This window comes from Achromobacter deleyi (assembly GCF_902859705.1).
GTDB lineage: Bacteria > Pseudomonadota > Gammaproteobacteria > Burkholderiales > Burkholderiaceae_B > Achromobacter > Achromobacter deleyi.
In genome coordinates this window covers 184,752-208,186 of sequence record NZ_CADIJO010000001.1, presented here as the reverse complement: position 1 = coordinate 208,186, position 23,435 = coordinate 184,752, and the positions used below count along the sequence as shown (strand labels likewise).

20 protein-coding genes are annotated in these 23,435 nt (G+C 67.1%); 11 read left to right on the top strand and 9 right to left on the bottom strand.

From position 1 onward, the window contains the following. Positions 1 to 15 precede the first annotated feature (15 nt). The 5 genes from HV798_RS00905 (at position 16) to HV798_RS00885 (ending at position 5,612) form a co-directional block, all read left to right on the top strand. Positions 16 to 1,029: a Bug family tripartite tricarboxylate transporter substrate binding protein gene (locus HV798_RS00905; protein ID WP_175190957.1), complete on the top strand. Its 1,014-nt coding sequence runs from the start codon at positions 16 to 18 to the stop codon at positions 1,027 to 1,029. Beyond that, entirely contained in the window at positions 1,029 to 1,919 is an 891-nt protein-coding gene (locus tag HV798_RS00900) for a polysaccharide deacetylase family protein (RefSeq protein ID WP_175190956.1), read from the top strand. The genes HV798_RS00905 and HV798_RS00900 overlap by 1 nt, the downstream gene beginning before the upstream one ends. Continuing rightward, positions 1,916 to 2,752, top strand: coding sequence for a polysaccharide deacetylase family protein (locus HV798_RS00895; RefSeq protein WP_246288539.1), 837 nt, complete (start codon positions 1,916 to 1,918; stop codon positions 2,750 to 2,752). Before HV798_RS00900 ends, HV798_RS00895 begins: the two co-directional genes overlap by 4 nt. Positions 2,753 to 2,877: 125 nt before the next feature. Then, positions 2,878 to 4,014: a C45 family autoproteolytic acyltransferase/hydrolase gene (locus tag HV798_RS00890; protein ID WP_025137029.1), complete on the top strand. Its 1,137-nt coding sequence runs from the start codon at positions 2,878 to 2,880 to the stop codon at positions 4,012 to 4,014. Between the two features lie 35 nt (positions 4,015 to 4,049). Then, positions 4,050 to 5,612, top strand: a complete 1,563-nt coding sequence (locus tag HV798_RS00885; protein ID WP_175190955.1) for an ABC transporter substrate-binding protein — start codon at positions 4,050 to 4,052, stop codon at positions 5,610 to 5,612. 328 nt (positions 5,613 to 5,940) lie between these two features. On the opposite strand, the gene HV798_RS00880 is transcribed toward HV798_RS00885, so the two are convergent. The 7 genes from HV798_RS00880 to HV798_RS00850 all read right to left on the bottom strand — a co-directional run bounded on the left by HV798_RS00880 (position 5,941) and on the right by HV798_RS00850 (position 13,805). Continuing rightward, a complete protein-coding gene (locus tag HV798_RS00880) occupies positions 5,941 to 7,500 on the bottom strand; it encodes an ABC transporter substrate-binding protein (protein ID WP_025137027.1) in 1,560 nt (519 codons plus the stop codon). Between the two features lie 203 nt (positions 7,501 to 7,703). Then, positions 7,704 to 8,324 (bottom strand): GntR family transcriptional regulator, encoded by a 621-nt coding sequence (locus tag HV798_RS00875; RefSeq protein ID WP_025137026.1) that lies wholly within the window; start codon positions 8,322 to 8,324, stop codon positions 7,704 to 7,706. A gap of 93 nt (positions 8,325 to 8,417) precedes the next feature. Next, complete coding sequence (locus HV798_RS00870; RefSeq protein WP_175190954.1) at positions 8,418 to 10,073, bottom strand: ABC transporter ATP-binding protein; 1,656 nt, start codon at positions 10,071 to 10,073, stop codon at positions 8,418 to 8,420. Next, the gene (locus tag HV798_RS00865) at positions 10,070 to 10,891 is read right to left on the bottom strand and encodes an ABC transporter permease (protein ID WP_025137024.1); all 822 of its coding nucleotides are present in this window, start codon (positions 10,889 to 10,891) and stop codon (positions 10,070 to 10,072) included. Before HV798_RS00865 ends, HV798_RS00870 begins: the two co-directional genes overlap by 4 nt. Beyond that, positions 10,888 to 11,832: an ABC transporter permease gene (locus HV798_RS00860; protein ID WP_025137023.1), complete on the bottom strand. Its 945-nt coding sequence runs from the start codon at positions 11,830 to 11,832 to the stop codon at positions 10,888 to 10,890. The genes HV798_RS00865 and HV798_RS00860 overlap by 4 nt, the downstream gene beginning before the upstream one ends. Before the next feature lie 61 nt (positions 11,833 to 11,893). Then, entirely contained in the window at positions 11,894 to 12,754 is an 861-nt protein-coding gene (locus HV798_RS00855) for an alpha/beta hydrolase family protein (protein ID WP_025137022.1), read from the bottom strand. A gap of 625 nt (positions 12,755 to 13,379) precedes the next feature. Beyond that, positions 13,380 to 13,805: an Lrp/AsnC family transcriptional regulator gene (locus tag HV798_RS00850; RefSeq protein WP_025137021.1), complete on the bottom strand. Its 426-nt coding sequence runs from the start codon at positions 13,803 to 13,805 to the stop codon at positions 13,380 to 13,382. 287 nt (positions 13,806 to 14,092) lie between these two features. Here HV798_RS00850 and HV798_RS00845 point away from each other — a divergent pair, with 287 nt between their 5' ends. The 4 genes from HV798_RS00845 (at position 14,093) to HV798_RS00830 (ending at position 20,702) form a co-directional block, all read left to right on the top strand. After that, positions 14,093 to 16,312 (top strand): TonB-dependent receptor family protein, encoded by a 2,220-nt coding sequence (locus HV798_RS00845; RefSeq protein WP_175190953.1) that lies wholly within the window; start codon positions 14,093 to 14,095, stop codon positions 16,310 to 16,312. 221 nt (positions 16,313 to 16,533) lie between these two features. After that, the gene (locus tag HV798_RS00840) at positions 16,534 to 17,031 is read left to right on the top strand and encodes a sigma-70 family RNA polymerase sigma factor (protein ID WP_175190952.1); all 498 of its coding nucleotides are present in this window, start codon (positions 16,534 to 16,536) and stop codon (positions 17,029 to 17,031) included. After that, entirely contained in the window at positions 17,010 to 18,023 is a 1,014-nt protein-coding gene (locus HV798_RS00835; RefSeq protein WP_246288538.1) for a FecR domain-containing protein, read from the top strand. Before HV798_RS00840 ends, HV798_RS00835 begins: the two co-directional genes overlap by 22 nt. 195 nt (positions 18,024 to 18,218) lie before the next feature. Then, entirely contained in the window at positions 18,219 to 20,702 is a 2,484-nt protein-coding gene (locus HV798_RS00830) for a TonB-dependent siderophore receptor (protein ID WP_175190951.1), read from the top strand. A gap of 21 nt (positions 20,703 to 20,723) precedes the next feature. Here HV798_RS00830 and HV798_RS00825 read toward each other — a convergent pair whose 3' ends face one another. Together HV798_RS00825 and HV798_RS00820 are read right to left on the bottom strand one after the other, a co-directional pair. Further along, positions 20,724 to 21,635, bottom strand: a complete 912-nt coding sequence (locus HV798_RS00825) for a DUF808 domain-containing protein (RefSeq protein WP_025137019.1) — start codon at positions 21,633 to 21,635, stop codon at positions 20,724 to 20,726. Positions 21,636 to 21,714: 79 nt separating this feature from the next. Next, positions 21,715 to 22,068, bottom strand: coding sequence for a gamma-glutamylcyclotransferase family protein (locus HV798_RS00820; RefSeq protein WP_025137018.1), 354 nt, complete (start codon positions 22,066 to 22,068; stop codon positions 21,715 to 21,717). A gap of 178 nt (positions 22,069 to 22,246) precedes the next feature. Between HV798_RS00820 and HV798_RS00815 the strand changes: the two genes are divergently transcribed. After that, positions 22,247 to 22,915 (top strand): STN domain-containing protein, encoded by a 669-nt coding sequence (locus HV798_RS00815; protein WP_175190950.1) that lies wholly within the window; start codon positions 22,247 to 22,249, stop codon positions 22,913 to 22,915. After that, positions 22,912 to 23,424 carry an RNA polymerase sigma factor gene (locus HV798_RS00810; RefSeq protein WP_175190949.1) on the top strand — a complete coding sequence of 171 codons (513 nt, stop codon included), beginning with the start codon at positions 22,912 to 22,914 and terminating at the stop codon, positions 23,422 to 23,424. The genes HV798_RS00815 and HV798_RS00810 overlap by 4 nt, the downstream gene beginning before the upstream one ends. Positions 23,425 to 23,435: the final 11 nt, after the last annotated feature.

The following is a 23,435-nucleotide window of genomic DNA, read 5'->3' as shown; positions in this document are numbered from 1 at the left end:
CCAAGGGGAAATCGCATGAAGCAACGCAGCAGCGCAACGGGCGGCATCAGCCGCCGGCAATTCATGGCGGCGTCGGCCGCCACCCTGGCGGGCGCCGCCTTGACGCGACCGGGCCTGGCCCGCGCGGCCGCCTACCCCACCGAGCACCCGATCCAGTTCATCGTGCCGTTTCCCGCGGGCGGCGGCACCGACCTGGTCGCCCGGCCGCTGGCCCAGGGCATCGGCGAAGCGCTCAAGCAAAGCGTGGTGGTCATCAACAAGGGTGGCGCGGCCGGCATCATCGGCACGCAGCAGGCCGCCCGCTCGGCGCCCGACGGCTATACCGTCGCGCTCGGCTCCACCGGCACCCACACGGTGAACCAGAGCCTGTACGAGAACATCGCGTACGACCCGATCAAGGACTTCGAACCCGTGTCGATGGTCTGCTACTACAACAACGTACTGGTGGTGCACCCGTCGTTTCCGGCCAAGACCCTGCAGGAATTCGTGGCCCTCATCAAGGCCAATCCCGGCAAGTATTTCTACGGCATCACCCAGAACGGCAGCTCGGCCCACCTGGCCATGGAACTGCTCAAGGCCACCGCCGGGCTCGACCTGCCCGGCGTGCCCTACAAGGGCGCCGCCGCGGCGGTCAACGACTTCCTGGGCGGCCAGTTTCCCGTGCTGATGGACGTGGTGATCAACCAGCAGCAATTCATCCAGGGCGGCAAATCGCGCCCCCTGGCCGTCACGTCCGCATCGCGGGCGCCGGCCCTGCCGGACGTGCCCACCGTGGCCGAATCCGGCTTTCCCGGCTACCAGGCCATCGGCTGGAACGGCGTGTTCGTGCCCGCCGGCACGCCGCCCGCCATCGTGCAGACGCTCAATGCCGCCGTGCAAAGCGCGCTCAAGCAGCCCGCCCTGGCCCAACTGACCCAGAACGGGCTGGAACTGCACGGCGGCACCCCTGAAGAACTGCGCCGCTTCGTCGCCACCGAAAGCGAGAAGTGGCGCACCCTGATCAAGAACGCCAACATCAAGGCCACCTGATGCAAGCCATACCCTATGGCGTCCCGCTGGACGCCGCCGCCAACCCCTGGCTGACGCTGGACCGCGAACTGCGCGACCAGGGCCTGCGCGCCCCCGACGCGCCGCCCGTGCGCGCCGTGGTCTGCGTGACCGTGCACGTGGACGGCCCCGCCGTCGAAGTGGGCCGCAAGCAGTTTCCCGCCGGCCTGCATACCGCCGGCCGCTACGCCATCCGCCGCGGCGTGCCGCGGCACCTGGACATCCTGGCGCGCCACGCCATGCCCGCCACCTTCTTTGCCTGCGGCTACGACGTCGAGCACTACCCCGAGACGTTTCGCGCCATTCTGGCCGCCGGCCACGAGATCGCCGCCCACGGCTACCTGCACGAAGCCTGGGACCTGGGCGAAGACGAGCCCGCCCTGCTCGAAAAGACCCATACCCTGATCCAGCAGCAACTGGGCGTGACGCCGGTGGGCTGGTGTTCGCCGTCGGGCCGCAAGAGCCACCGCACCCTGCCCGCGCTGCGCCGGCTGGGCTATTGCTACGACGCCAGCGAGAAAGACCGAGACCGCCCCTACCTGCCCGCAGATGCCGCCGACGACGGCTTCGTCATGCTGCCCAACAACACCGTATCGCTGGACGACTACCCGTTCTACTTCACCGGCCACAGCCTGGCCGCGGAAGCCTGCGACAACTGGATCGAGGAATTCGAGGCCCTGCGCCAGGCCGAGGGCTACATCCACCTGACCGTGCACCCCAAGGCCGCCGGTGGGTCCGGCACCCCCGCCCGCGCCGCCGCCATGGACCGCTTCCTGGCGCACGTGGCCGCGCAGGCGGACGTGCACTGCATGACCCTGGAAGCGCTGGCCCGCCACTGCCTGGCCCACCCCGATGCCTGGAGAACCGAATGAGCGCCGCCCTCGCCAACGCAACCCCTGACGCGCCCCCCCGGACGATTGCCCCCACGCAGGCCGCCGCCAAGACGGTGCTGGTCACCATCAACGTGCAAGGTATCGGCCCCGAGGCCGCCACCCGCCCCGAGCACGAACTGCACGGCCGCGACGGCCATGGCCGCTACACCTATGGCGGCGGCCTGTCGCGCCTGCTGGACATGCTGCGGCGCCAGGACATCCGCGCCACCTTCTTCTGGCCGGCCTTCGAAGCCGAGCGCTGCCGCGACCTGCTCGAACAAAGCCTGCGCGACGGCCACGAAGCCGCCTCGCAAGGCAACGCTTTCGAAGACCTGGCTACGCTGGGCGAGCGCGAAGCCGAGGTGCTGCAACGCGGCCGCGACCGCCTGGCCGCCCTGACCGGCCGGGCCCCCGAAGGTTTCCGCTGGACCGGCGGCGGCTTTACCCCCCGCACCCTGCCGCTCTTGCGCGAACTGGGCTACCGCTACGACAGCAGCGCCCTGGACGACGATGCGCCCTACGCGCTGGACGCCGACGGCGCCCCCGGCATGGTCGAGCTGCCCTGGAGCGAAGGCCTGTGCGACGCCACCCACTTCAGCCGCCGCGTCACCCAGGACCGCGCCTACGCCCACCTGGCCGAACAGGGCGACGCCCTGCTCGCCGCCGACGGCTACGCCTGCCTGACCCTGCACCCGCGCGCCGACCACGGCGTGGGCCGCGCGGCACGGCTGCAGATGATCGAGCGGTTGCTGCAGCGGCTGCGTGACGCCGGGGCTGGCTTTGCGCGCTGCGACGACCTGGCGCGGCAATGTGTGGAGAAGCGCGTCGGCTAGGCGCCCCCAGCTAGGCGCCCCCGGGCAAACCCTCGGTATTTTTGGCGCCAAAATAAGATAATATTTTTGCAACATCCCGTCTCACCACTCCCGACCCCACGGCGCCCCCGCGCCGCTATCCGTCCATGACCCAGATCACCCAATTTCCCTTCGTATCGGTTTCCGGTACCCCCGAGGCCCGCGGCCGCGCCTATGGCCAGCAGGCCGCCGACCGCGTGCGCAAAAGCGCCGCCATGTACGGCCAGACCCTGGTCGACCTGGGCTATGACGCCATGGCGCGCACCCAGCTGATCACCAGCTTTGCCCGCGAAATCGAGAACTTCGCGCCGCACTACCTGGAAGAAATGCGCGGCATCGCCGCCGGCGCCAACGTGCCGTTCGAAGACATCGTGATGGTCAACGCCCGCACCGAAGTCATCGCCAAGGCCCGCGCCGAAAAGAAAAAGGCCGCCGAACTCGAACCCGGCGACGGTTGCACCGGCGCCCTGATCCTGCCGACCCGCTCGGTCAACGGCCGCCTGATCCACGGCCAGAATTGGGACTGGCGCGCCGAATGCGCCGAAACGGCCATCGTGCTGCGCGTGCGCAACGACAACGGCCCCGACATCCTGACCTTCGTCGAAGCCGGCGGCCTGGCCCGCAGCGGCCTGAACAGCGCCGGCGTGTCCATCACCGCCAACTACCTGGAATCCGACCGCGACTTCCGCCAGCTCGGCGTGCCGCTCTCGCTGATCCGCCGCAAGGTGCTCGAACAGGAGCACTTCGCCCTGGCCATCAAGGCCGTCAGCACCACGCCCAAGTCCTGCTCGAACAACATCATGATCGGCATGGCCGCCGGCTTCGGCGTCGACTACGAATGCACCACCGATGAGGCCTTCCCCATCTACCCCGGCAGCGACGACCTGATCGTGCACGCCAACCACTGGGTCAGCGAAGTCGCCCTGGGCAAGCTGCGCGACACCGGCCGCGCCAGCACCCCGGAAAGCGCCTACCGCGACTGGCGCGTGCGCCGCCTCTTGAACGAAAAAGACCAGCTCACCCGCGAAGACCTCAAGCGCGCCCTGTTCGACGACTTCGGCACCCCGTACTCGGTTTGCCGCCCGCCGCGCCCCGGCAGCCACGACAACCTGTCGGCCACCGTCGCCATGGTCATCATGGAACCCGCCGCCGGCCTGATGGAAGTGGCCCCGCTGCCCGCGCTGAACCGCACGTTCACCCGCTACAGCCTGGACGCCGAACCCGAACTGCTGGCCGCCGCCTGATCCCAGGCCGCCCGCGCAACCCTGGAACTCAATCAATGAAAACAAAACTCTTGAACACCGCGGTTGCGCTGGCGCTGGCTGCGCTGGCCGGATCGGCCTGGGCCCAGGCCCAGCCGCCGCTGCGCATCTCGTTCACCGCCGACATCCGCTCGACCGAGCCCGGCGTGAACCGCGACAGCAACAGCGACGCCGTCGTGCTGCACATCGTCGAAGGCCTGGTGGCCTACGGCGAAGACGCCGAAGTGCGCCCCCTGCTGGCCGAATCCATCGACATCAGCCCCGACGGCAAGACCTACACCTTCAAGCTGCGCCAGGGCGTCAAATTCCATAACGGCGCCCCCCTCACCTCCGCCGACGTCCTCTGGACCTGGCAGCACTACACCGCCGCCAATTCCGGCTGGCGCTGTTCCAGCGAATTCGATGGCCGCGGCACCGTCAAGGTCACCGGCGTCGAAGCCCCCGACGCCCAGACCGTCGTCTACCACCTGGAAAAACCCAGCAGCCTGTTCCTGGCCTCGCTCGCGCGCGCCGACTGCGGCGGCACCGGCATCCTGCAAAAGGCCTCCGTCAAGGCCGACGGCACCTGGGACAAGCCCATCGGCACCGGCCCCTTCGAATTCGCCGAATGGAAGCGCGGCGAATACATCCGCCTCACCAAATTCGCCGACTACGCCAACCGCGGCGGCAAGCTCGACGGCTACACCGGTTCCAAGCGCCCCCTGGTCGACGAAGTGCGCTTCATGATCGTGCCCGACGACTCCACCGCCAAGGCCGCCCTGCAACGCGGCAACATCGACATCATCGAAGACGTCTCCAACAACGACGTCCCCGTCCTGCAGGCCACGCCCAACGTCAAGGTCGCCTACGCGCCCGTCATGAGCATGACCGCGCTGCTGCTGCAAACCAAGGACCCGCTGCTGTCCAACCCCAAGATGCGCCAGGCCCTGGCCCACGCCATCGACTACGAACAACTGGCCGCCGCCGTCACCGAAGGCCTGGCCAAGCCCAACAACTCCATCGTCCCCCTGGTCTCGCCCTACCACGACGCCGCCCAGAAAGAAGGCTGGAAGTACGACGTCGCCCTGTCCCAGAAGCTGCTGAAAGAAGCCGGCTACAAGGGCCAGGAAATCGAACTGATGACCACCAAGCGCTACCCCCAGTCCTACAACTCCGCCGTCATCATCCAGGCCATGCTCCAGGCCGCCGGCATCAACGCCAAGCTGTCCGTCGCCGAATGGGCCACCCAGCTCGACCGCTACAACGCCGGCACCTACCAGATGATGACCTTCCCCTACTCCGCCCGCCTGGACGCCGCCCTGAACTACGAAATGGTCACCGGCGAAAAATCCAAGCAGCCGCGCAAAGTCTGGGACAACCCCGAAGCCCAAAAACTCCTGGACGCCGCCTCGGTCGACACCGACCACGCCAAGCGCCAGACGTCGTTCGACCAACTGCACAAGCTATTCCTGGCCGACGTCCCCAGCATCCCCCTCTACAACGGCCTGGACATCGGCGCCTACCGCAGCGACGTCAAGGGCTACACCCCCTGGGCCGTGAAAAAGCCCCGCGCCTGGGAAGTAGAGCGCGTGGCAAAGTAAAGCCGCACAGCCCAATGCAAAGAGGCCGCGAAAGCGGCCTCTTTGCATTGCAAAACAAGAATCCCCAGAACAGCCCGTCAAGATGCAGACAGCGGAGCCTGACGCGTCGGTGGCCTGCGTGGTGCGGGGCGTGTAGATGCGCCCGAGGGAATCCGTAGGGAAGGCCGAAGGCCTGTACGAGGATGACGACGGGGCAGTCCGGAGCGAAGGCTCCGGACCGCAATCGTAGCCCCGCACCACGCAGGCCACCGACGCGTCAGGCGGCCCCAGCAGCAAACCCGCCACCAGCAACCACCCCAAAACCCAACCTACAAAAAAAGCCTCTTACTTATTTACCCACAATCTTGGTCTCCCAAGCCCGAGGCTTCCCTTCCCATACCGAAAACCCTTCCACGCGTTTATTAGTAGCCCAAGCATCCGCCCCGTTATAAAGCACCAACAACGGCGTCTGCTCCAACATCAACGTGTGCAACTGGTCAAACAGCTTCTGCCGCTTGGCCGGATCGGATTCAAGAAAGCTCTCGTCAATCAGCTTCTGCGCCGCAGGATCATCCCAGACCTTGCGCGGTTGCTTCGACTTGTCCCCCGCAAACTGCTCAAAGCTCAACGACGGATCGATCCGCGAAGAGAACGTGAAAGAGCTGATCTGGTACTTACCCGTGTTGTAGCGATCCAGCTGCGTCGCCCACTCCAGCACCTCGATCTGCGCATTGATCCCCACCGACTGCATCATCGCCTGCGCAATCACCGCCACCTGATAGCTCGGCACGTGCGCCCGCTTGTTCGCATAGATGACGATCGGCTCGCCCTTGTAGCCCGCTTCCTTCAGCAGCTGCTGCGCCCGCGCCGGATCGTACTTGTACGTGCGCTTCTCCGTTTCCTGGTAATACGCCGACCCCGCATACACCGCCGAATTGTTCAGCTGGCCCAACCCTTCGGAAGCCGCCGCCACCACCTGCGGAATATCCAGCGCCGCCGCAATCGCCTGGCGCAGCTTCACATTCTTGAGCACCGGGTCCTGCGTCTGGAACAGCAGCGTGTGCTTGGTCGCGTCGTGCGGACTCATCACCGACACCGTCGGGCTTTTCTTCAGTTCAGCCACGTCCGTGATCGTGATCTGGCTCGCATCGATCGCGCCCGACACCAGGCCCGCCTTCGCGGTGGACGGGTCCGGCACCACCAGGAACTTCACCTCGTCGGCCAGCGGACGCTTCGCGCCCACATAGCCGTCCGGCTTGTCCCCCGCCGACGGCGACACGTAGTCCTTGAACGCCGACAACAGCACGTATTCGCCGCGCTTCCATTCCTTGAACTGGTACGGACCCGTGCCCACCGGCTTGTTCCACGAACCGTCGGCGTTGACCGAATCCTTGCTGAGAATCGCCGTCATGCCGCAATCGGTGCGGGCCAGCGAATCCAGGAACACCGCCGACTTGCGGTCGATCTTCATGATGACCGTCTGCGCGTCCGGCGCCGACACTTCCGTCACCTTCAGGCCGTTGCGGCCGTCGAAATCGCTGCGGCAGCGCCAGTCGGTCTTGGCGTCCATGTAGCGTTCCCAGCTCCAGATGACGTCGGCCGACGTCAACGTAGCGCCATTGTGGAACTTCACGCCGTCGCGCAGCTTGAAGGTGTAGGTCAGGCCGTCTTCCGACAGGTCGACCGATTTCGCCAGCAACGGCGCCACCGTGCCGTTCTCCCGGTAGCCGACCAGGCCTTCCACCACGTTCAGCACCACGCCGTCGGTGGTGTTGTCGCGGTTGACGCCCGGATTGGTCGAGCGGATGTCGGCCGGCTGGGCGATCGTCAGGGTAGCGGCGTGGGCCGTGCCTGCGGCGGCCAGCGCCAAGCTGAGCGCAAGCGCTCGGGAAACAGATTGGTGGTGCATTGCGGAAACTCCCCCGGGGGCATACGACGCCTGATTCATGACTATATTGGCGCCAAAAATAGCTGCCTATTATGACCGCTCAAACCCGGACTGGCATCGGGGGTATCCCTGTGAATCTCATGAATCGGACACCCGGAAACGACTTGCGGCGGCCCCTTTTCAGGATGGCCGCCGCAAAAGTCAGGCAAATCGCCCGGAATCGGTCAGGAAATGTCCTGCCCCACGTGCTGGGCAATGATTTTCTGCAGCCGCTTGACGTCGCGCGCCTCCAGCGCCTCGACCATGTCGAAGTGCTCGCGGGCCGAGATTTCGATGCGCGAACGCGTCACCCATTCCTTGGCTGGCGCCGCCGGACCGCGGGCCCGGGTTTCCTGGATCAGGGAAGCCAGCTCGCGGTTGGAGCACATGTCGTACATCCCGGCGTGAAACGCCAGGTTGACCTCGTACTGCTCCAGCAGCGTGCCGTCGTGCAGCAGCTTGGCGAAACGTTCGGCCAGCGTGCGCAGGGCGCGCACCTTGGCCGCCGTGACGTTGGGCATCAGGTCGGCCGCGGCGCCGGTTTCCAGCAGCACGCGAATATCGCGGATCTGCACGTGCTGGTCCGGGTCCATCGCGTAGACGTGGTAGCCCCGGTTCGGGATGTGCGAAATCAGCCGCTTGGCGGCCAATTGGTCAAGCGCCCGCCGAACGTCCAGACGCTTGGCGTCGTAGCGTTCCTGCAGGTCGATCTGTTTCAGCCACGCGCCGGGACCAAAGATGCCCGACTGAATATCATGGGCAATACGGTCAACCAGGCCCGGCTGTGTCGCCGCCGCTTTCGGCATGGACCACTCCCGTGAATCAAATCCAAACCGCGTATTTTATGCATAAGTCCGCGCCGGGCCGCCAGCCCCGGCGGCCGGCGCGGATCCGTCCCTTCAAGCCGTGGCCCGAGACGGCTCCTGCCCGTCCAGGCGCCAGCGCAGACGCACGCCGCCCGTATCGGTGGATTCCAGCGCCGGAATGGCCGACAGCAGGCTGCGGGTGTATTCCTCGCGCGGATGGTCGAAGACCTCGTCGCGGGTGCCCTGCTCGACAATCCCGCCATCGCGCATGACCACCACCCGGTCGGCCACCTGCTCGACCACGCCCAGGTCGTGGCTGATGAACAGGCACGAAAAGCCATGGCGTTCCTGCAGGTCGGCGAACAGGTCCAGCACCTGGGCGCGCACCGTCACGTCCAGCGCGGACACCGGCTCGTCGGCAATCACGAAGGCCGGCCGGCGCACGATCGCCCGGGCGATCGCCACGCGCTGGCGCTGGCCGCCCGACAGTTCGTGCGGAAAGCGCTTGGCATATTCGGACCCCAGGCCCACTTCGGCCAGCACTTCGTCCACGCGGCGGCGTTTTTCGGCCGACGCCATGTCGGTCAGCATGCGCAGGCCTTCGCCCACCAGCTGGCCGATGGTCATGCGCGGGTCCAGCGACGAATACGGGTCCTGGAACACCATCTGGCAGTTCAGGCGGTAGTCGCGCCAGGCCGCCGAGCGGCGGCTGACCGCCTGGTTGCGGAACAGGATCTGGCCGGACGTGGGCGACAGCAGGCCCGCGATGGCGCGGCCCAGCGTGGTCTTGCCCGAACCCGACCCGCCCACCACCGCCACCACTTCGCGCGGCTTCACGTGCAGGTCGATGCCGCCCAGCGCGCGCTTGGCGCCGGTGCGCGAGAACAGCCGCTGGTGGCCGGCGTAGTCCACCACCAGGTTCTTGACCTCGACGATGGGCGCTTCCTTGGTGATCGGCCGGGCCGGCAGGCGACGCGGCATCGCATCCAGCAGCTTGCGCGTATAGGGATGCTGCGGCCGTTCGAGAATGCCCGCGGTGGTGCCGGTTTCCAGCACCTTGCCGTGCTGCATCACCACCATGCGTTCGGTGTAGCGCGCCACCATGGGCAAGTCGTGGCTGATCATCAGCACGGCGGTGTTGTGCTCGCGCGTCAGGTCCACCATCAGTTCCAGCACGTCGCGCTGCACCACGGCGTCCAGCGCGGTGGTGGGTTCGTCGGCGATCAAGAGCGCCGGTTCCAGCAGCATCACCGAGGCCAGCATCATGCGCTGGCGCATGCCACCCGAAAACTCGTGTGGCCAGGCCTCCATGGCGGCCTTGGGGTCGCGGATGCCCACGCGCCGCAGCATCTCGAGGATGCGTTCACGGCGCTGCGCAGTCGACTGGTCGCGCCGGTGCAGCTTCAGGCCTTCGTCCAGCTGGCGCCCGATGGGCATGGACGGGTTGAGCGAGGTCATGGGTTCCTGGAACACCATGCCGATGCGCGCGCCGCGCAGCTTGCGCAGCTGGGCCGCGCTGGCCTGGGTCACTTCCACGCCTTCGAAGCGGATCGAGCCGCCGGCCACCACCAGCGGCGGCGGGGTCAGGCCCATGATGGCGCGGGCGGCCTGGGTCTTGCCGCTGCCGGATTCGCCGACGATGCCGACCATTTCGCCCGGCGCCACCTCGAAGGACACGCCGCCGACGATTTCACGGCCGCCGCGGCCGACGGTCAGGGACAGATTCGATACGGTTACCAGTGCGCTCATTGCACGCCCCTCATGCGGGGATCGAAACGGTCTCGCACCGCGTCGCCCAGCAGGTTGATCCCCAGCAGCGCGAGGGCGATGGCCAAGCCGGGAAGAATGGAAAGATAGGACGCCTGCGCCATGAACGGCCGGGCGGCGGCCAGCATGTTGCCCCAGGTGGGCGCGGGCGGCGGTACGCCCAGGCCCAGGAACGACAGCGCGCTTTCGGCCAGGATGACCCAGCCGAACATCGACGTGGCCAGCACCGTCAGCGGCGCCACGCAATTGGGCAGCACGTGGCGGAACATGGTGTAGAGCTCGGAATTGCCCAGCACGCGGGACGATTCGATGAACTCTTTTTCACGCAGCGACAGCACGGTGCCGCGCACGATGCGCGTGACCGACGGCGTGTAGGCCAGGCCCAGCGCCAGGATGATGCCGTACTTGTTGGCGCCCACCACGGCCAACAGGCCCAGCGCCAGCAACAGGCCCGGGAAGGCCAGCAAGGCGTTGTTGAAGGCCATGATGATGCGGTCGGTCCAGCCGCGCACGAAACCGGTCAGGGTGCCGATGGCGGTGCCCGCCACGATGGCGAAGCTGACGGTCAGGAAGCTGATCCAGACGCTGCTGGAGGCCCCGGCCAACAGGCGCGACAGTTCGTCGCGGCCGAATTCGTCGGTGCCCAGCAGGAAATCGCCGCCGGGCGGCTTGAGCCGGGCCACGAAGTTGATCTTCAGCGGATCATGCGGCGTCCAGAAGGCGCCCATGATCGCCGCGACGATCATCGCCGCCACGATCACGCCGCCTATCAGCGCGTTAGCTGCAATTCGCTTTTTCATTCGGCGGTCACTCTCGGGTCGAAGATGGGATAGCAAAGGTCGATCAGCAGGTTCACGATCACGTAGACCACGCCGACGAACAGCAGGCAGCCCTGGATGACGGGGTAGTCGCGGGCAAAAATCGAATCCACCAGCAGCCGGCCCAGGCCGGGAATGGTGAACACGGTTTCGACCACGGCAATGCCGCCCAGCAGGTTGCCCAGCACCAGGCCGATCAGCGTCCAGGTCGGGCCGAAGGCGTTGCGGAAAGCATGGCGCATCAGCACGGCCGATTCGGACAGGCCCTTGGCGCGTGCGTGGGTGATGTAGTCCAGCCGCAGCACTTCCAGGGTACTGGCGCGCGCCATGCGCATCAGCACGCCGATTTCGTGCAGGAACAGCGTCAGGATGGGCATGGCCAGGTACAGCAGGCCGGCCTTCCAGTCTTCACCGATGGACACGTAGCCCACCACGGGCAGCCATTGCAGCTTCAGGCCGAAGAAGATCAGCAGCAGCAGGCCCAGCCAGAAGGTGGGAATGGACACCAGCAGCGTGGCGGTGCCGACCAGGATCAGGTCGGGCGCCTTGTTCTGCTTCCAGGCGGCGATCATGCCGGCCGGCACGGCCACCATGGCGGCGAACAGCACGGCCACCAGCACCACGCGGCCGCTGATCAGGAAGCGGTCCCACACCAGCGGCAGCACGGGCTGGCCGGTGTTGATGGACGAGCCCAGGTCACCATGCAGCATGTTGCCGAACCAGATGCCGAACTGGGTGGTCCAGCTCTGGTCCAGGCCCAGGCGGGCGCGCAGGTCAGCCAGGGCGGCCGGGGTGGCCAGGTCGCCCAGCAGCAGTTGCGCCGGATCGCCTGGAATCAGGCGGATCATGACGAATACGGCCACCGCCACGATCAGCAGCGTGGGGATGGCCATGACGATACGGGATAGCGCGAAACGCAGCATGCCCCTCTCCTATCGCGGCTGACGGGCGCAGATGCGCCCGCCGCACTTCTTGTTTTCGGTGTTATTCATTTCGCAGCTTGCGCAGCTCGGCAGCCAGGAAGTCCTGCACCTGGCCGACGCACTTCAGGCCGTCGTGTGGCACGTTGTCGACGACGTCCAGCACGGCCTTGACGCCGGCCGCTTCGAACGAGCGGCGCAGGGATTCCAGGCGCTCGGGGCGGGTGGAACCGGCGGAGTTGGCGCCGGGCATGAAGAACTTGCCGCCTTCGCGGTGGGTGATTTCCCAGGTTTCGAGGTCGGCCTTGCCGACGATCATGTGGACGGCAACCTGGCGCAGGGCGTCGACGTCGACGGCCTTGCCGAAGCGGGCTTCGGCGTCGCGCACGCCGACCCACCAGTCCTGGCTGGGGTCGAGCAGGGTGACCGAGCCGGGCGCGCCGATGGAAACGGCCCACAGGGTTTCGGGGTGCAGCAAGGCGTAGCGGTTGACGAACTGGCCGCCGCCGGAATAGCCGAACAGGGCGAAGCGCGAGAAGTCGCAGCCGAATTTTTCACCGACTTCGGCGACCATGTCCTGCAGGACGTGGTCGTAGCGGATGTTGCCTTCGTGCAGTTGCTTGAAGCCGTCGCGGTTGCCGTCGCCCAGGGGGCTGACGGGAAAGAGCGGGCACAGGACGATGCAGTCGTTCCAGCGGGCGAATTCGGCGAAGGCGTCGCGGTATTCGACGAAGGCGCGGCCGGTGCCGTGCATGATCACCACCAGTTGCATGGGGTGCTTGGCCTGGTCGATGTGCGGGGGGACGTACATGCAGTACGAGAAGCGCGGGTCGACGCGGGCGGAGAAGACGGTGCTGTGGCCGAGGTCGTAGATGGCGCGGGCGCGGGCGGCTTCGGGGGTGAGGGTGGGTGCTGCGGAGGGCATTGCTTGATCCTTGAATCCTGGAGGCTTGGGGGCCTGGGGGGGCTGGCTTTCTGTGTTTGTTTACATAAATTGGCGCCAATTTTAGGGTTCGGGGTGTGGAGGGGGCAACCGGGGGGAATCCCTAACGGGGTGGGGGTTTGCCTGGCGGCGGGGCTTGTTCCTTGGGTTTTTCGGGGCCTGGCGTTGTTTTCTTCTGGTTGCCGTGGGTTCTTCTGCCGCGTGGCGGGCAGGCGTACAGGGAGGGCGGGGCTACGATTGCGGTCCGGAGCCTTCGCTCCGGACTGCCCCTTCGTCATTCTCGTCCGCCTTCGGCTCCCTTCGAATTCCCTCGGGCGCATCTACACGCCCCGCCCTCCCTGTACGCCTGCCCGCCACGCTGTGACGTGATGGGTTTGGGGCGTTGCTGGGGCGGGGGGTGTGCTTGGCGTTCTGGTGGGGAACGGGGGTGGGGTGGAAGGTCTTGCGGGGTCGCCCAAAGCCGGCCGCGCGGGCGGCCTTTTTGGGCGTTGGGGGGGTGGTGCGTCGGGGGGATTTGGGCCGGTTTTTGGGGGAGACCGGGAGTGTCGTCTGCCGTCACGGGGCCTGTGTTGGGGGCTGTCGTGTTGGGGGGGCACCCTGCCCTGGTTTAGTCCAGCTTGTAGCTCTTCAGGTGGATGCTGGTTTCCGTGGCGGAGATGGCCTTGATCAGGCGGACGCGGTCCAGGACGCGGGACATTTCTTCGATGTTGGCCACGCGTAGTTCGGCCAGCAGGTCCCAGCGGCCGTTGGTGTCGTGCAGGGCGACGACGGCGGGGTCGCCTAGCAGGATGCTGACGACGCGCCGGGTTTCGTTGCCGTCTACGGCGATGTTCATCCAGGCGCCGATCTGGTCGGGTTCGGATTCGGGGCGCAGGCGCACGGTGTAGCCGACGATGATGCCGTCGTCTTCCATGCGGGCGATGCGGTTGTTGATGGTGCCCCGTGATACGTCGAGCTTTTTGGCCAGGGTTGCCACGGTTGCGCGCGCGTCGGCGCGCAACAGTCCCAGCAATTGCTGATCTAGTGTGTCCATGATGGTTCCCGCGTCAAAAAATTGGCGCCAATTTCACATCTTATACGGATTCGGCTGGGCGCAGGCGCGCGGGTGCGGTTGGCCAGCCGGAGGGTCGTGGGGTGTTTTTGCCACGGCCCCAATTTACCGCGTTTGGATTGGCGCCAATTTTTGCTATATTTTCGGCGGCTTGCGCAGGGGCTGCCGGCTGCCCTTGCCGAGCTTGTGTGCGCAGTCCGCCCCGGCTTAGAAAAGATTCTCAATTTGATTGTCGCTCTCATTATTTGAGAGCCATTCCTGGAACCTCCATGCTGATCCCCTTCCCCCCGCGACGCCTTGCGCTCGCGCTGGCCTTGCTGACCGTGGCCGCCAACGGCTACGCCCAAACCGCCGCGAAAGGTGCGCCGACATCTGGCGCGACGCCGGCTTCCGCGACGCCGGCCGCTTCGACATCCGGTGCTGCGGCCGGCGATGGCAGCACGCTGGGCGCGATCAGTGTGGTGGGCGATTGGCTGGAGAATCCCAGCGACGAAAAGGTGCTGGAGCACGGCGGTGCGCGCACGATCATTGATCGGGCGGCGTTCCAGGATACGGGCGCGACGAATGTGCGCGATGTGCTGCGCCGGATTCCGGGCGTGCAGGTGCAGGAAAGCAATGGCACGGGCGGCAGCGATGTGTCGTTGAACGTGGGCGTGCGCGGGCTGACGTCGCGCCTGTCGCCGCGGTCGACGATCCTGATGGACGGCATTCCGTTGGCGGTGGCGCCTTATGGGCAGCCGCAGCTGTCGATGGCGCCGGTGGCGCTGGGCAATCTGTCGGCGGTGGATGTGGTGCGCGGCGCGGGATCGGTGCGCTATGGCCCGCAGAACGTGGGCGGGATCATCAATTTCGTGACGCGCGCGATTCCGCAGGACTTCACGGCGGATGCGTCGGTCGAGACCGACATGTACAGCCACGGCGGCGTGAAGACGACGCCCAGCGCGTTCATCGGCGGCACCAACGACCGCGGCCTGGGCGGCGCCCTGCTCTATTCGGGTACGCACGGCAACGGCTTTCGCGACAGCAACGATCGGGTCGATATCGATGACGTGATGCTCAAGGGCACCTACCGCATCGGCGCGGACGACAGCATTTCGGCCGCGCTGCACCACTACGAAGGCCGCGCCGGCATGCCCGGCGGCCTGACGACAAAGCAGTATTCCGAAGACCCGTTCCAGTCGACGCGGCCGTACGACAATTTCACGGGCCGGCGCACCGATGCGTCGTTCCGCTACAACCACGACGACGGCGTGAACAAGTTTGAGTTGCTGACCTACTACACGGACAGCTTCCGGGGCAGCAGCATCGAAACCGAAGGCACCGGCGCCAACGCCGGCCAGCGCCGCCTGACGTTCAATCCGCGCAACTACCATACGTTTGCGATCGAGCCGCGCTATTCGCGCCTGTTCCGCGGGTCGGACATCACGCAGGAAGTGAGCGTGGGCTACCGCTACCTGAAGGAAGCCAGCGACGAACGCGCGTCGCGCACGGCGTTCTACGTACCGGACGGCCCCTTCGATCCGCTGAACGCGCCGAACCCGCAGTATCAATTCCGCACCGGCGGCACGACCGCGCACGCGGTCTATATCGACGACACCATCAATGTCGGCAACTGGACCATCACGCCAGGCGTGCGCTACGAGTTCATCGATTCGTTCCTGAACGACAAGTCCAACCCGGCCGCGACGAAGTACACGAGCATCAAGTCGGAAGAGCCCCTGCCCTCGCTGTCGGTCGTGTATCACGTCAGCGAGCAATGGAGCGTGTTCGCCAACGCCGGCCAGTCGTTCGGCCCGTTGCAGTACTTCCAGATTGCGTCGACCACCAACGGCCTGCATCCGGAAAAGGCCACCACGTATGAAGTGGGCACGCATTTCAATGGCGGCGGCTGGAAGGGCGAACTGACGCTGTTCAACATCAACTTCGACGACGAACTGCAACTGCGCGGCGGCACCAATGGCGGCTCGGACGCCTGGACCAACCTGGGCGCCACGCGCCACCGCGGCCTGGAAACGGGCCTGTCGTACGACCTGGGCGAGCTCAGCGCCGCGCTGTCGGGCATGTCGGTGTACGGCACCTATACCTACACGCAGGCCACCTACAAGGCGGGCGTGTTCGAGGGCCGCGACCTGCCGTTCTATTCGCGCAACGTGGCGTCGCTGGGCGCGCGCTACACGCGCAACCAGTGGACCTACAACGTGGATACGTTCCTGCAGTCCAAGCAGCGCTCGCCCGGTTCGCCCGACCCCGGCGCCACGTACCAGACGGCCGAAAGCGCCAACGGCGCCTATGGCGACATCCCCGGCTACGGCACGGTGCATGTGCGCGCCGCCTACGATTTCGGCAAGCAGATGCACAACCTGAACATCGCGCTGGGCGTGAAGAACCTGTTCGACAAGCGCTACTTCACCCGTTCCACCGACAACAACGCGGGCAAGTACGTGGGCATGCCGCGCACGGTGTACCTGCAAGCTTCGCTGGCGTATTGATAGATGATCGGTTGACGACGCGGACGCCCCGCGGCCGGCAAAGCCACTGGCTTTGACGACGTGCGCGCCTCCCGCTCAAGCGGTATCGCGGGCCCCGGGTGATTCCGGGGCCCGTTGTTTTGGCGCATCGCCAGGACCGCCCCGCCTCATATACAATTGGGAATCATTATCAATTATTGAATGCGACCGGGCGGGGTCCCGGCGTGTCGGGGATCCCTGCCGTGGATGTCGTCCACAACCTCTACGCCAGCCATCACGGTTGGCTGCGCAACTGGCTGCGCAAGCGCCTGGGCAATACGTTCGATGCCGCCGATCTGGCGCAGGACACGTTCATCCGCATCATCGAGGCGCGCCGCAAGCCCGGCGCGCAGGAACTGACGCTGCACGAGCCGCGCGCCTACCTGACCACCGTCGCGCGCCACGTGCTGTGCAACCACCACCGTCGCCAATCGCTCGAGCGTGCCTGGCTGGACGCGTTGGCGCAGTTGCCCGAGCCCACCACGCCGTCGGTCGAACAGCGCCTGATCATCCTGGAAACGCTGCACCAGATCGACGCCATGCTCGACGGCCTGCCGGCCAAGGCGCGCAGCGCGTTCCTGATGGCGCAGCTGGACGGCATGACCTACAAGCAGATCGCCGACACGATGCGCATCACCGACCGCACCGTGCGCCGCTACATGGCGCAGGCGTTCGAGCAATGCCTGCTGCTGGCCGCATGATGGGCAGCGCCGCCAACGCACGCGATCTGCCGCTGGACCGCCAGGTGCTGCGCCAGGCGGCGCAATGGCTGGTGCGGCTGCACCCCGGCGCCGAGCCGCCGCCCGAAGCGTTTCGCGAGTGTGAGCGCTGGCGCGCGCAAGACCCCGACCATGAGCGGGCGTGGCAACGGGCGCAGATGCTGAACGACCAGTTCGGCAGCCTGCCCCCCGCGTTGGCTCGCCCCACTCTGAATCGCAAGCTGTCGCGCCGCAAGGCGCTGGCCACCCTGGGCGCGGCGGCGGCTGCGGTTCCCGCCGTCTGGCTGGCGGCCCGGTTTGCGCCGTGGGCCGCCTGGTCCGCCGCCTACCGCACCGGCACCGGCGAACGGCGCGAGCTGCGGCTGGCGGACGGCAGCCGCGTGCTGATGAACGCGGGCAGCGCCGTGGATATCGCCTACGACGCCCTGTCGCGCCGCGTGCTGCTGCGGTCGGGCGAAATCCTGGTGCGCACGGCGCCCGACAGCGGCCCCGCGCAAGCGGCGCGGCCGTTCCTGGTGTCGTCCGAAGCCGGCGTGGTGCACGGCATGGATGCCCGCTTCACGGTGCGCCAGCGCGGCACGCAATGCCGCGTGGCCGTGCTGGAGGGCGTGGTCGAAGTCACGCCCCGCGACGTGCCGGGCCAGCGGCTGCCGGTCGCGGCCGGCCAGTGCCTGGTGTTTACGGCCCAGGGCGCCGGCAATGTGCAGCAGGCGGCCCAGGGCGAAGGCGAATGGGCGCGCGGGGTACTCGTGGCCGACAACATGCGGCTGGCGGACTTCCTGGAAGCGCTGTCGCACTATCGGCCCGGCCTGGTGCAATGCGACCCGGCCGTGGCCGATCTGCGCCTGTCCGGCGGATTTCAGTTGCAGGATACGGACAAGGTGCTGGCGCTGTTGCCGGCCACCCTGCCGGTGCGGGTCGTCAGCCGCAGCCGCTACTGGATTCTCGTCGAGCCGCGTTCGTCGGCGGCTTGAGGCTCAGGCGTCGCCTGCCACGCCGGCCTGCCCAGGCGCAATGCCGTCGCGGGTACGCCCACGCCGGTATGCCCACGCCGCCATCCGCCCCCTCCCCCGCAGTTACACATTAATCGACGTCAGCATGTCCGCTTTTCTCCGTTCGCGTGTCAACAACCCCAGCAACACCAAAACACGCCCTTTTCGGAGAACCTCATGACGCAGCGCCGTCCCGGCCGCCGGCCCGCCCCGCAACACCCGGCCCTTGCCCTTTCTTGCCGCCCGCCCCTGGCGCGCGCATTCCGCCATACGCTGCTGGCCCTGGCGCTGGCCGGGGCGGCCGGCACGGCCCAGGCCGCCGACGCCCCCGCGGCGCAGGCCGTCCGCAGCTACGACATTCCGGCGGGCGCCCTGGGCCCGGCATTGACGCGCTACGCCAGCGAATCCGGCATCAACATCGCCATCGACCCGGCGCTGGTCGCCGGCCGGACCACGCGCGGCCTGTCGGGCGAGTTTGCCCCGCGCGACGGCCTGGCCCGGCTGCTGGCCGGCAGCGGCCTGGAAGGCCAACCGGCCGGCGCGGCCGGCTACGTGTTGCGTGCCACCACCGCCCCCGATGCCTCGGTGCTGCCCGAAGTGCAGGTCAGCGCCGACGGCCTGCGCGACGGCAAGACGGAAGACACCGCGTCCTACACGGGGTCCACCAGCGCCACCAAACTCAACCTGTCGCTGCGCGAGACGCCGCAGTCGGTCAGCGTCATCACCCGCCAGCAGATGGACGACCAGGCCCTGAACACCATCCAGGATGTGCTGAACCAGACCACCGGCGTGTCGATCGACAGAAGCACGTCGACCCAGGAATACACCCAGGTGTACTCGCGCGGTTTTGCCGTGGACACCTATATGTTCGATGGCATCCCGACGTCGAGCCAGCTGGAAGGCATCACGTTCGACACCGCCATCTACGACCGCGTGGAAGTGGTGCGCGGCGCGACCGGCCTGGTCAGCGGCACCGGCAGCCCGGCCGCCGCGGTGAACCTGGTGCGCAAGCGCCCCACCCGCGAGTTCTCGGGTTCCGTGGCCGCCAGCGCCGGTTCGTGGGACCGCTACCGGGCCGAAGCCGACCTGTCGGGGTCGCTGGTCGACAACGGCCGCATCCGCGGGCGCATCGTCGCGGCGCACCAGGACTACGGCTCGTTCGTCAGCCGCGCCAAGCAGAAAAAAGACGTCTTCTACGGTGTGATCGAAGCCGACCTGACGGATTCGACCCTGCTGACCGCCGGCCTGGTCTACCAGGACGATCGCATGGACCAGGCCAGCCGCGGCTTTCCGCTGTTCTTCAGCGATGGCTCGCAGACGAGTTTCTCGCGCCGCATGAACGGCGCGTCGGACTGGAGCTACTACGACCGCAAGCAGACCTCGCTGTTTGCCAGCCTGGAACACACCTTCGCCAACGACTGGATCGCCAAGGCCGTCATCAACCGCAGCGAAAACGACTACGACGCGCTGCAGGGCTACGCCCAGAACGGCTATCCCAATCGCGACACCGGCGCGGGCGGCGGGCTGTGGCTGGCCAACTGGCACGGCAAGCCCAAGCAGACGTCGGTGGACCTGTACGCCACCGGCCCGTTCACGTTGCTGGGCCGCAAGCACGACCTGGTGTTCGGCGTCAGCGCCTCGCGCTACGAGCAAGGCGGCGCCACCTATCCGAATTGGCGCCTGCCGGGCTACGACGCGTCGATTCCAAACATCTTCAACTGGAACGGCCACTCGCCCAAGCCCGTCTTCGAAGGCACCGAAACCGGCCACAGCAAGACCCGCGAAGAAGAACTGGGGCTGTACGCCACCGCGCGCCTGCGCCCCACCGAACGCTTCTCGGTGATCCTGGGCGGCCGCTACACCGATTGGAAGCGCGACGTCGACAGCAACTACTTCGACGGCACCCAGGTCAGCGACCGGCTGCGCGAGAAAGGCAAGATCACGCCGTTCGCCGGCGTGGTGTACGACCTGGACGCCAACTGGTCGGTCTATGCCAGCTACACCAGCATCTTCAAGCCGCAGGCCTATCGCGACCGCAACAACAGTTTCCTGCCGCCGGTCGAGGGCGACAACTATGAGCTGGGCGTCAAGGGCGAATTCTTCGGCGGCGCCCTGAACGCCAGCGCCGCGGTCTTCGAACTCAAGCAGGACAACCTGGCCGAGAAGGACCCGGACAACATCTGGGTCACGGGCGGCGGCGGCGGTTCGTACGCCTACCGCACGGTGCAGGGCGCCACCGCGCGCGGCATCGAGATGGAAATCTCGGGCGAACTGCAACCGGGCTGGCAGATGATCGCCGGCTACAGCTACCGGCAATTGAAGGACTCGGACGGCCGCAGCATCGACACCAACCAGCCCAACAGCCTGTTCAAGCTGTGGACCACCTACCGCCTGCGCGGCGCGTGGCATCCGCTGACGGTGGGCGGCGGCGTCACCTGGCAAAGCAAGATGGTGCAGCCGGACTACGGCCCCAACGGCGAGACCTTCCGCCAGGACGCCTATGCGCTGGTCGGGCTGATGGCCCGCTATGATTTCAACCGCCAGCTGTCGGCCACGCTGAACGTCAACAACCTGCTGGACAAGAAGTACTACTCGACCGGCATGGGCGGCTATTACGGCGATCCGCGCAACGCCATGCTGACGATGAAGTACCGCTTCTGATGCCCGCCCCGGCCAGGCGCCCTATTTCCGCAACAGGCGCTTGGCCAGACTGACGCCGCCCAGCACCACGGCCCCGGCGACGATGCCGAACAGGGCGCTGAGCAAAGTCGACACCAGCAGCGGCACCAGGCCGCTGCCGGTGGCTGCCGCGACGTGCTCGATGGCTGCGCCCAGCGGGGCGATGCCGTGGGTGAGGATGCCGCCGCCAACCATGAACATGGCGGCGGTGCCCACCACGGAGAGCGTCTTCATCAGGTAGGGCGCGGCCGCCACGATGCGCTTGCCCAGCCAGGCGACCGCCTGCGAGCGCTTGGTGCTGAGATACAGCCCCAGGTCGTCGAGCTTGACGATGCCCGCCACCAGGCCATAGACCCCGACCGTCATGACCAGGGCGATGCCGGCCAGCACGATGGTCTGGCGCACCATGTCGGCGCCGGCCACAGCCCCCAACGTGATGGCGATGATTTCGGCCGACAGGATGAAGTCGGTGCGCACCGCGCCCTTGATCTTGTCGCGCTCGAACGCCACCATGTCCACCGAGGCGTCCTGCAGGGCTTCGGCCCGCGCAGCATGATTGCCGTCGGCGGTATCGCCGTGCGGCAGAAATTTATGGGCCAGTTTTTCCACGCCCTCGAAGCACAGGAAGGCGCCGCCCACCATCAGCAGCGGCGTCACCGCCCAGGGCGCGAAGGCGCTGATGACCAGGGCCGATGGCACCAGGATCAGCTTGTTGATGAACGAGCCCTTGGCCACCGCCCACACCACAGGCAGTTCGCGGTTGACCGGCACACCGGAAACCTGCTGCGCGTTCAGCGCCAGGTCGTCCCCCAGCACGCCGGCGGTTTTCTTGGCCGCCACCTTGGTCATGACGGACACGTCGTCCAGGATTGTGGCGATGTCGTCGAACAGGGCAAAGAAGCTGCTGCCGGCCATGTCAGGCCCCCGAAGTCGAGATGTCCGAGTGTACAGGCGCCGAACCGCCGGAAACCGCCCCGGCGCAGCGCGCCCGGATTCAGGCCTTGATGTACACCCAGGCGTGCACGCCGGATTTCAGCAGCACCGACACGCGCTTGTAGTCGGACACTTCGTAGCGGTCGGCGGCTTCGAGTTCCTGCTGGGTGATCTCGAACACCATGCCGGCCACTTCGTCTTTCGGGTCGTAGCTGGCGTAGACGATGGGGTGCTGGGCCAGGCCGCTGGTCTTGATGACGTCGGGGTCGGTGATTTCGACCCAGCGCTGCACGTAGCCGGTCATGGCGTCGGGCTTGCCGGTGAGCTCGCGGCCGAAGTTGGCGCGCTGCACGGCCTTGTCCTGCAGGGTTCCGTACGAAAACAGCAGAACCGCGGTTTGGTTCGATTCAGGCACCTTCGTGTCCTTTAGGAAATGGTGTACACGCGACTTTACACCAGCCGCCCCGTGTCATTGCCATGCAACCAAAGGGTCACATTCGGGCCCTACCATGTCGGCTTCTCCACCGCCTCGCGGCGGTCAGCGTCCGACTTCCCGCGCGTATGCCTTCCTTCGCCATCCCCGACAACCTGCGTTGCCAGCCGCCGATGTGCGCACCGGCTTGAAACGCCTGCAGGCGATGATGACCGTGATGGCCGCCGGCGCCGCCCTGGCCGCGTCGGCCGCGGCGGCCGAGGGCGCGCGTGAATACCCCTTCGACTGGCCGCGCCAGCCCCTGCACAACGCCTTGCAGCAATACAGCCAACTCACGGGCGACTCGGTGCTCTACGACAGCGCGCAAACCGCGGACCAGACCGCCCCTGCCCTCGCCGGCCGCTACACCGCGCGCGACGCGCTGGCCCGGCTATTGGCCGAAACCGACCTGCAGGCGCGCTACACCGCGCCCCGGGCGCTGATGCTGATGCCGCGCGTGCGCACCCCGCCGGCCCCCGCGCCGCAAGCCTCGCAGGCCGCTCGCCAGCAGTATTACGGCCGGCTGCAGGCCCGGGTGCTGGCCGCCCTGTGCGCCCGGCCCGAGCTGCATGTCGGCGAATATCGCGTAGCGCTGCGCGTGCCGCTGGACCCCGCCCACGCCATACGCGGCGCCCAGGCCTACGCCACCGGCCGGCCCGACATGGGGCCGCGATTGCAGGAGGCCCTGGAAGGCCTGCCGATCGGCGCGCCGCCCGCCGGCTTCGGCCTGCCGGCCACCCTGCTGATCACCCCCGAGGCGGCGCGCCGCTATGGCGGCTGCCGGCGATGAGCGGCGCCGGCCTGGCCAATCTGCGCCGCCTGGTGGCCGAGCGCTACGAGGCTCTGCGGCGCCAGGTCGCGCGCCGCCTGGGCGGCGCTTCGGACCTGGCCGGCGATGCGCTGCATGATGCCTACCTGCGCCTGTCGGCACGCGACGACCTGGACGATGTGCGCCATCCGCAGACCTATCTGGTCAATACGGCCGTGCACGTCGCCATCGATCGCATCCGCCAGGATGTGCGGCTGCTGAGCGAAAGCGAAGTCAGCGAGTTCTTCGACGTGCAGGACGACGCCCCCGGACCGGACGGCATCGCCGAGTCGCGCTCGGACATGGACCATATGTTCAAGGCGCTGGACGCCCTGACGCCGCGCCAGCGCGACATCCTGATCGCCGCGCGGGTCGAGGGCCTGTCGCGGCCCGATCTGGCCAAGCGCTGGGGCATCTCGGTGCGGCTGGTGGGCCGTGAATTGCAGACGGCGCACGAGCATTGCGTCCGGGCGATGGCGCGGGGGCAATGAAAAATGAAAGA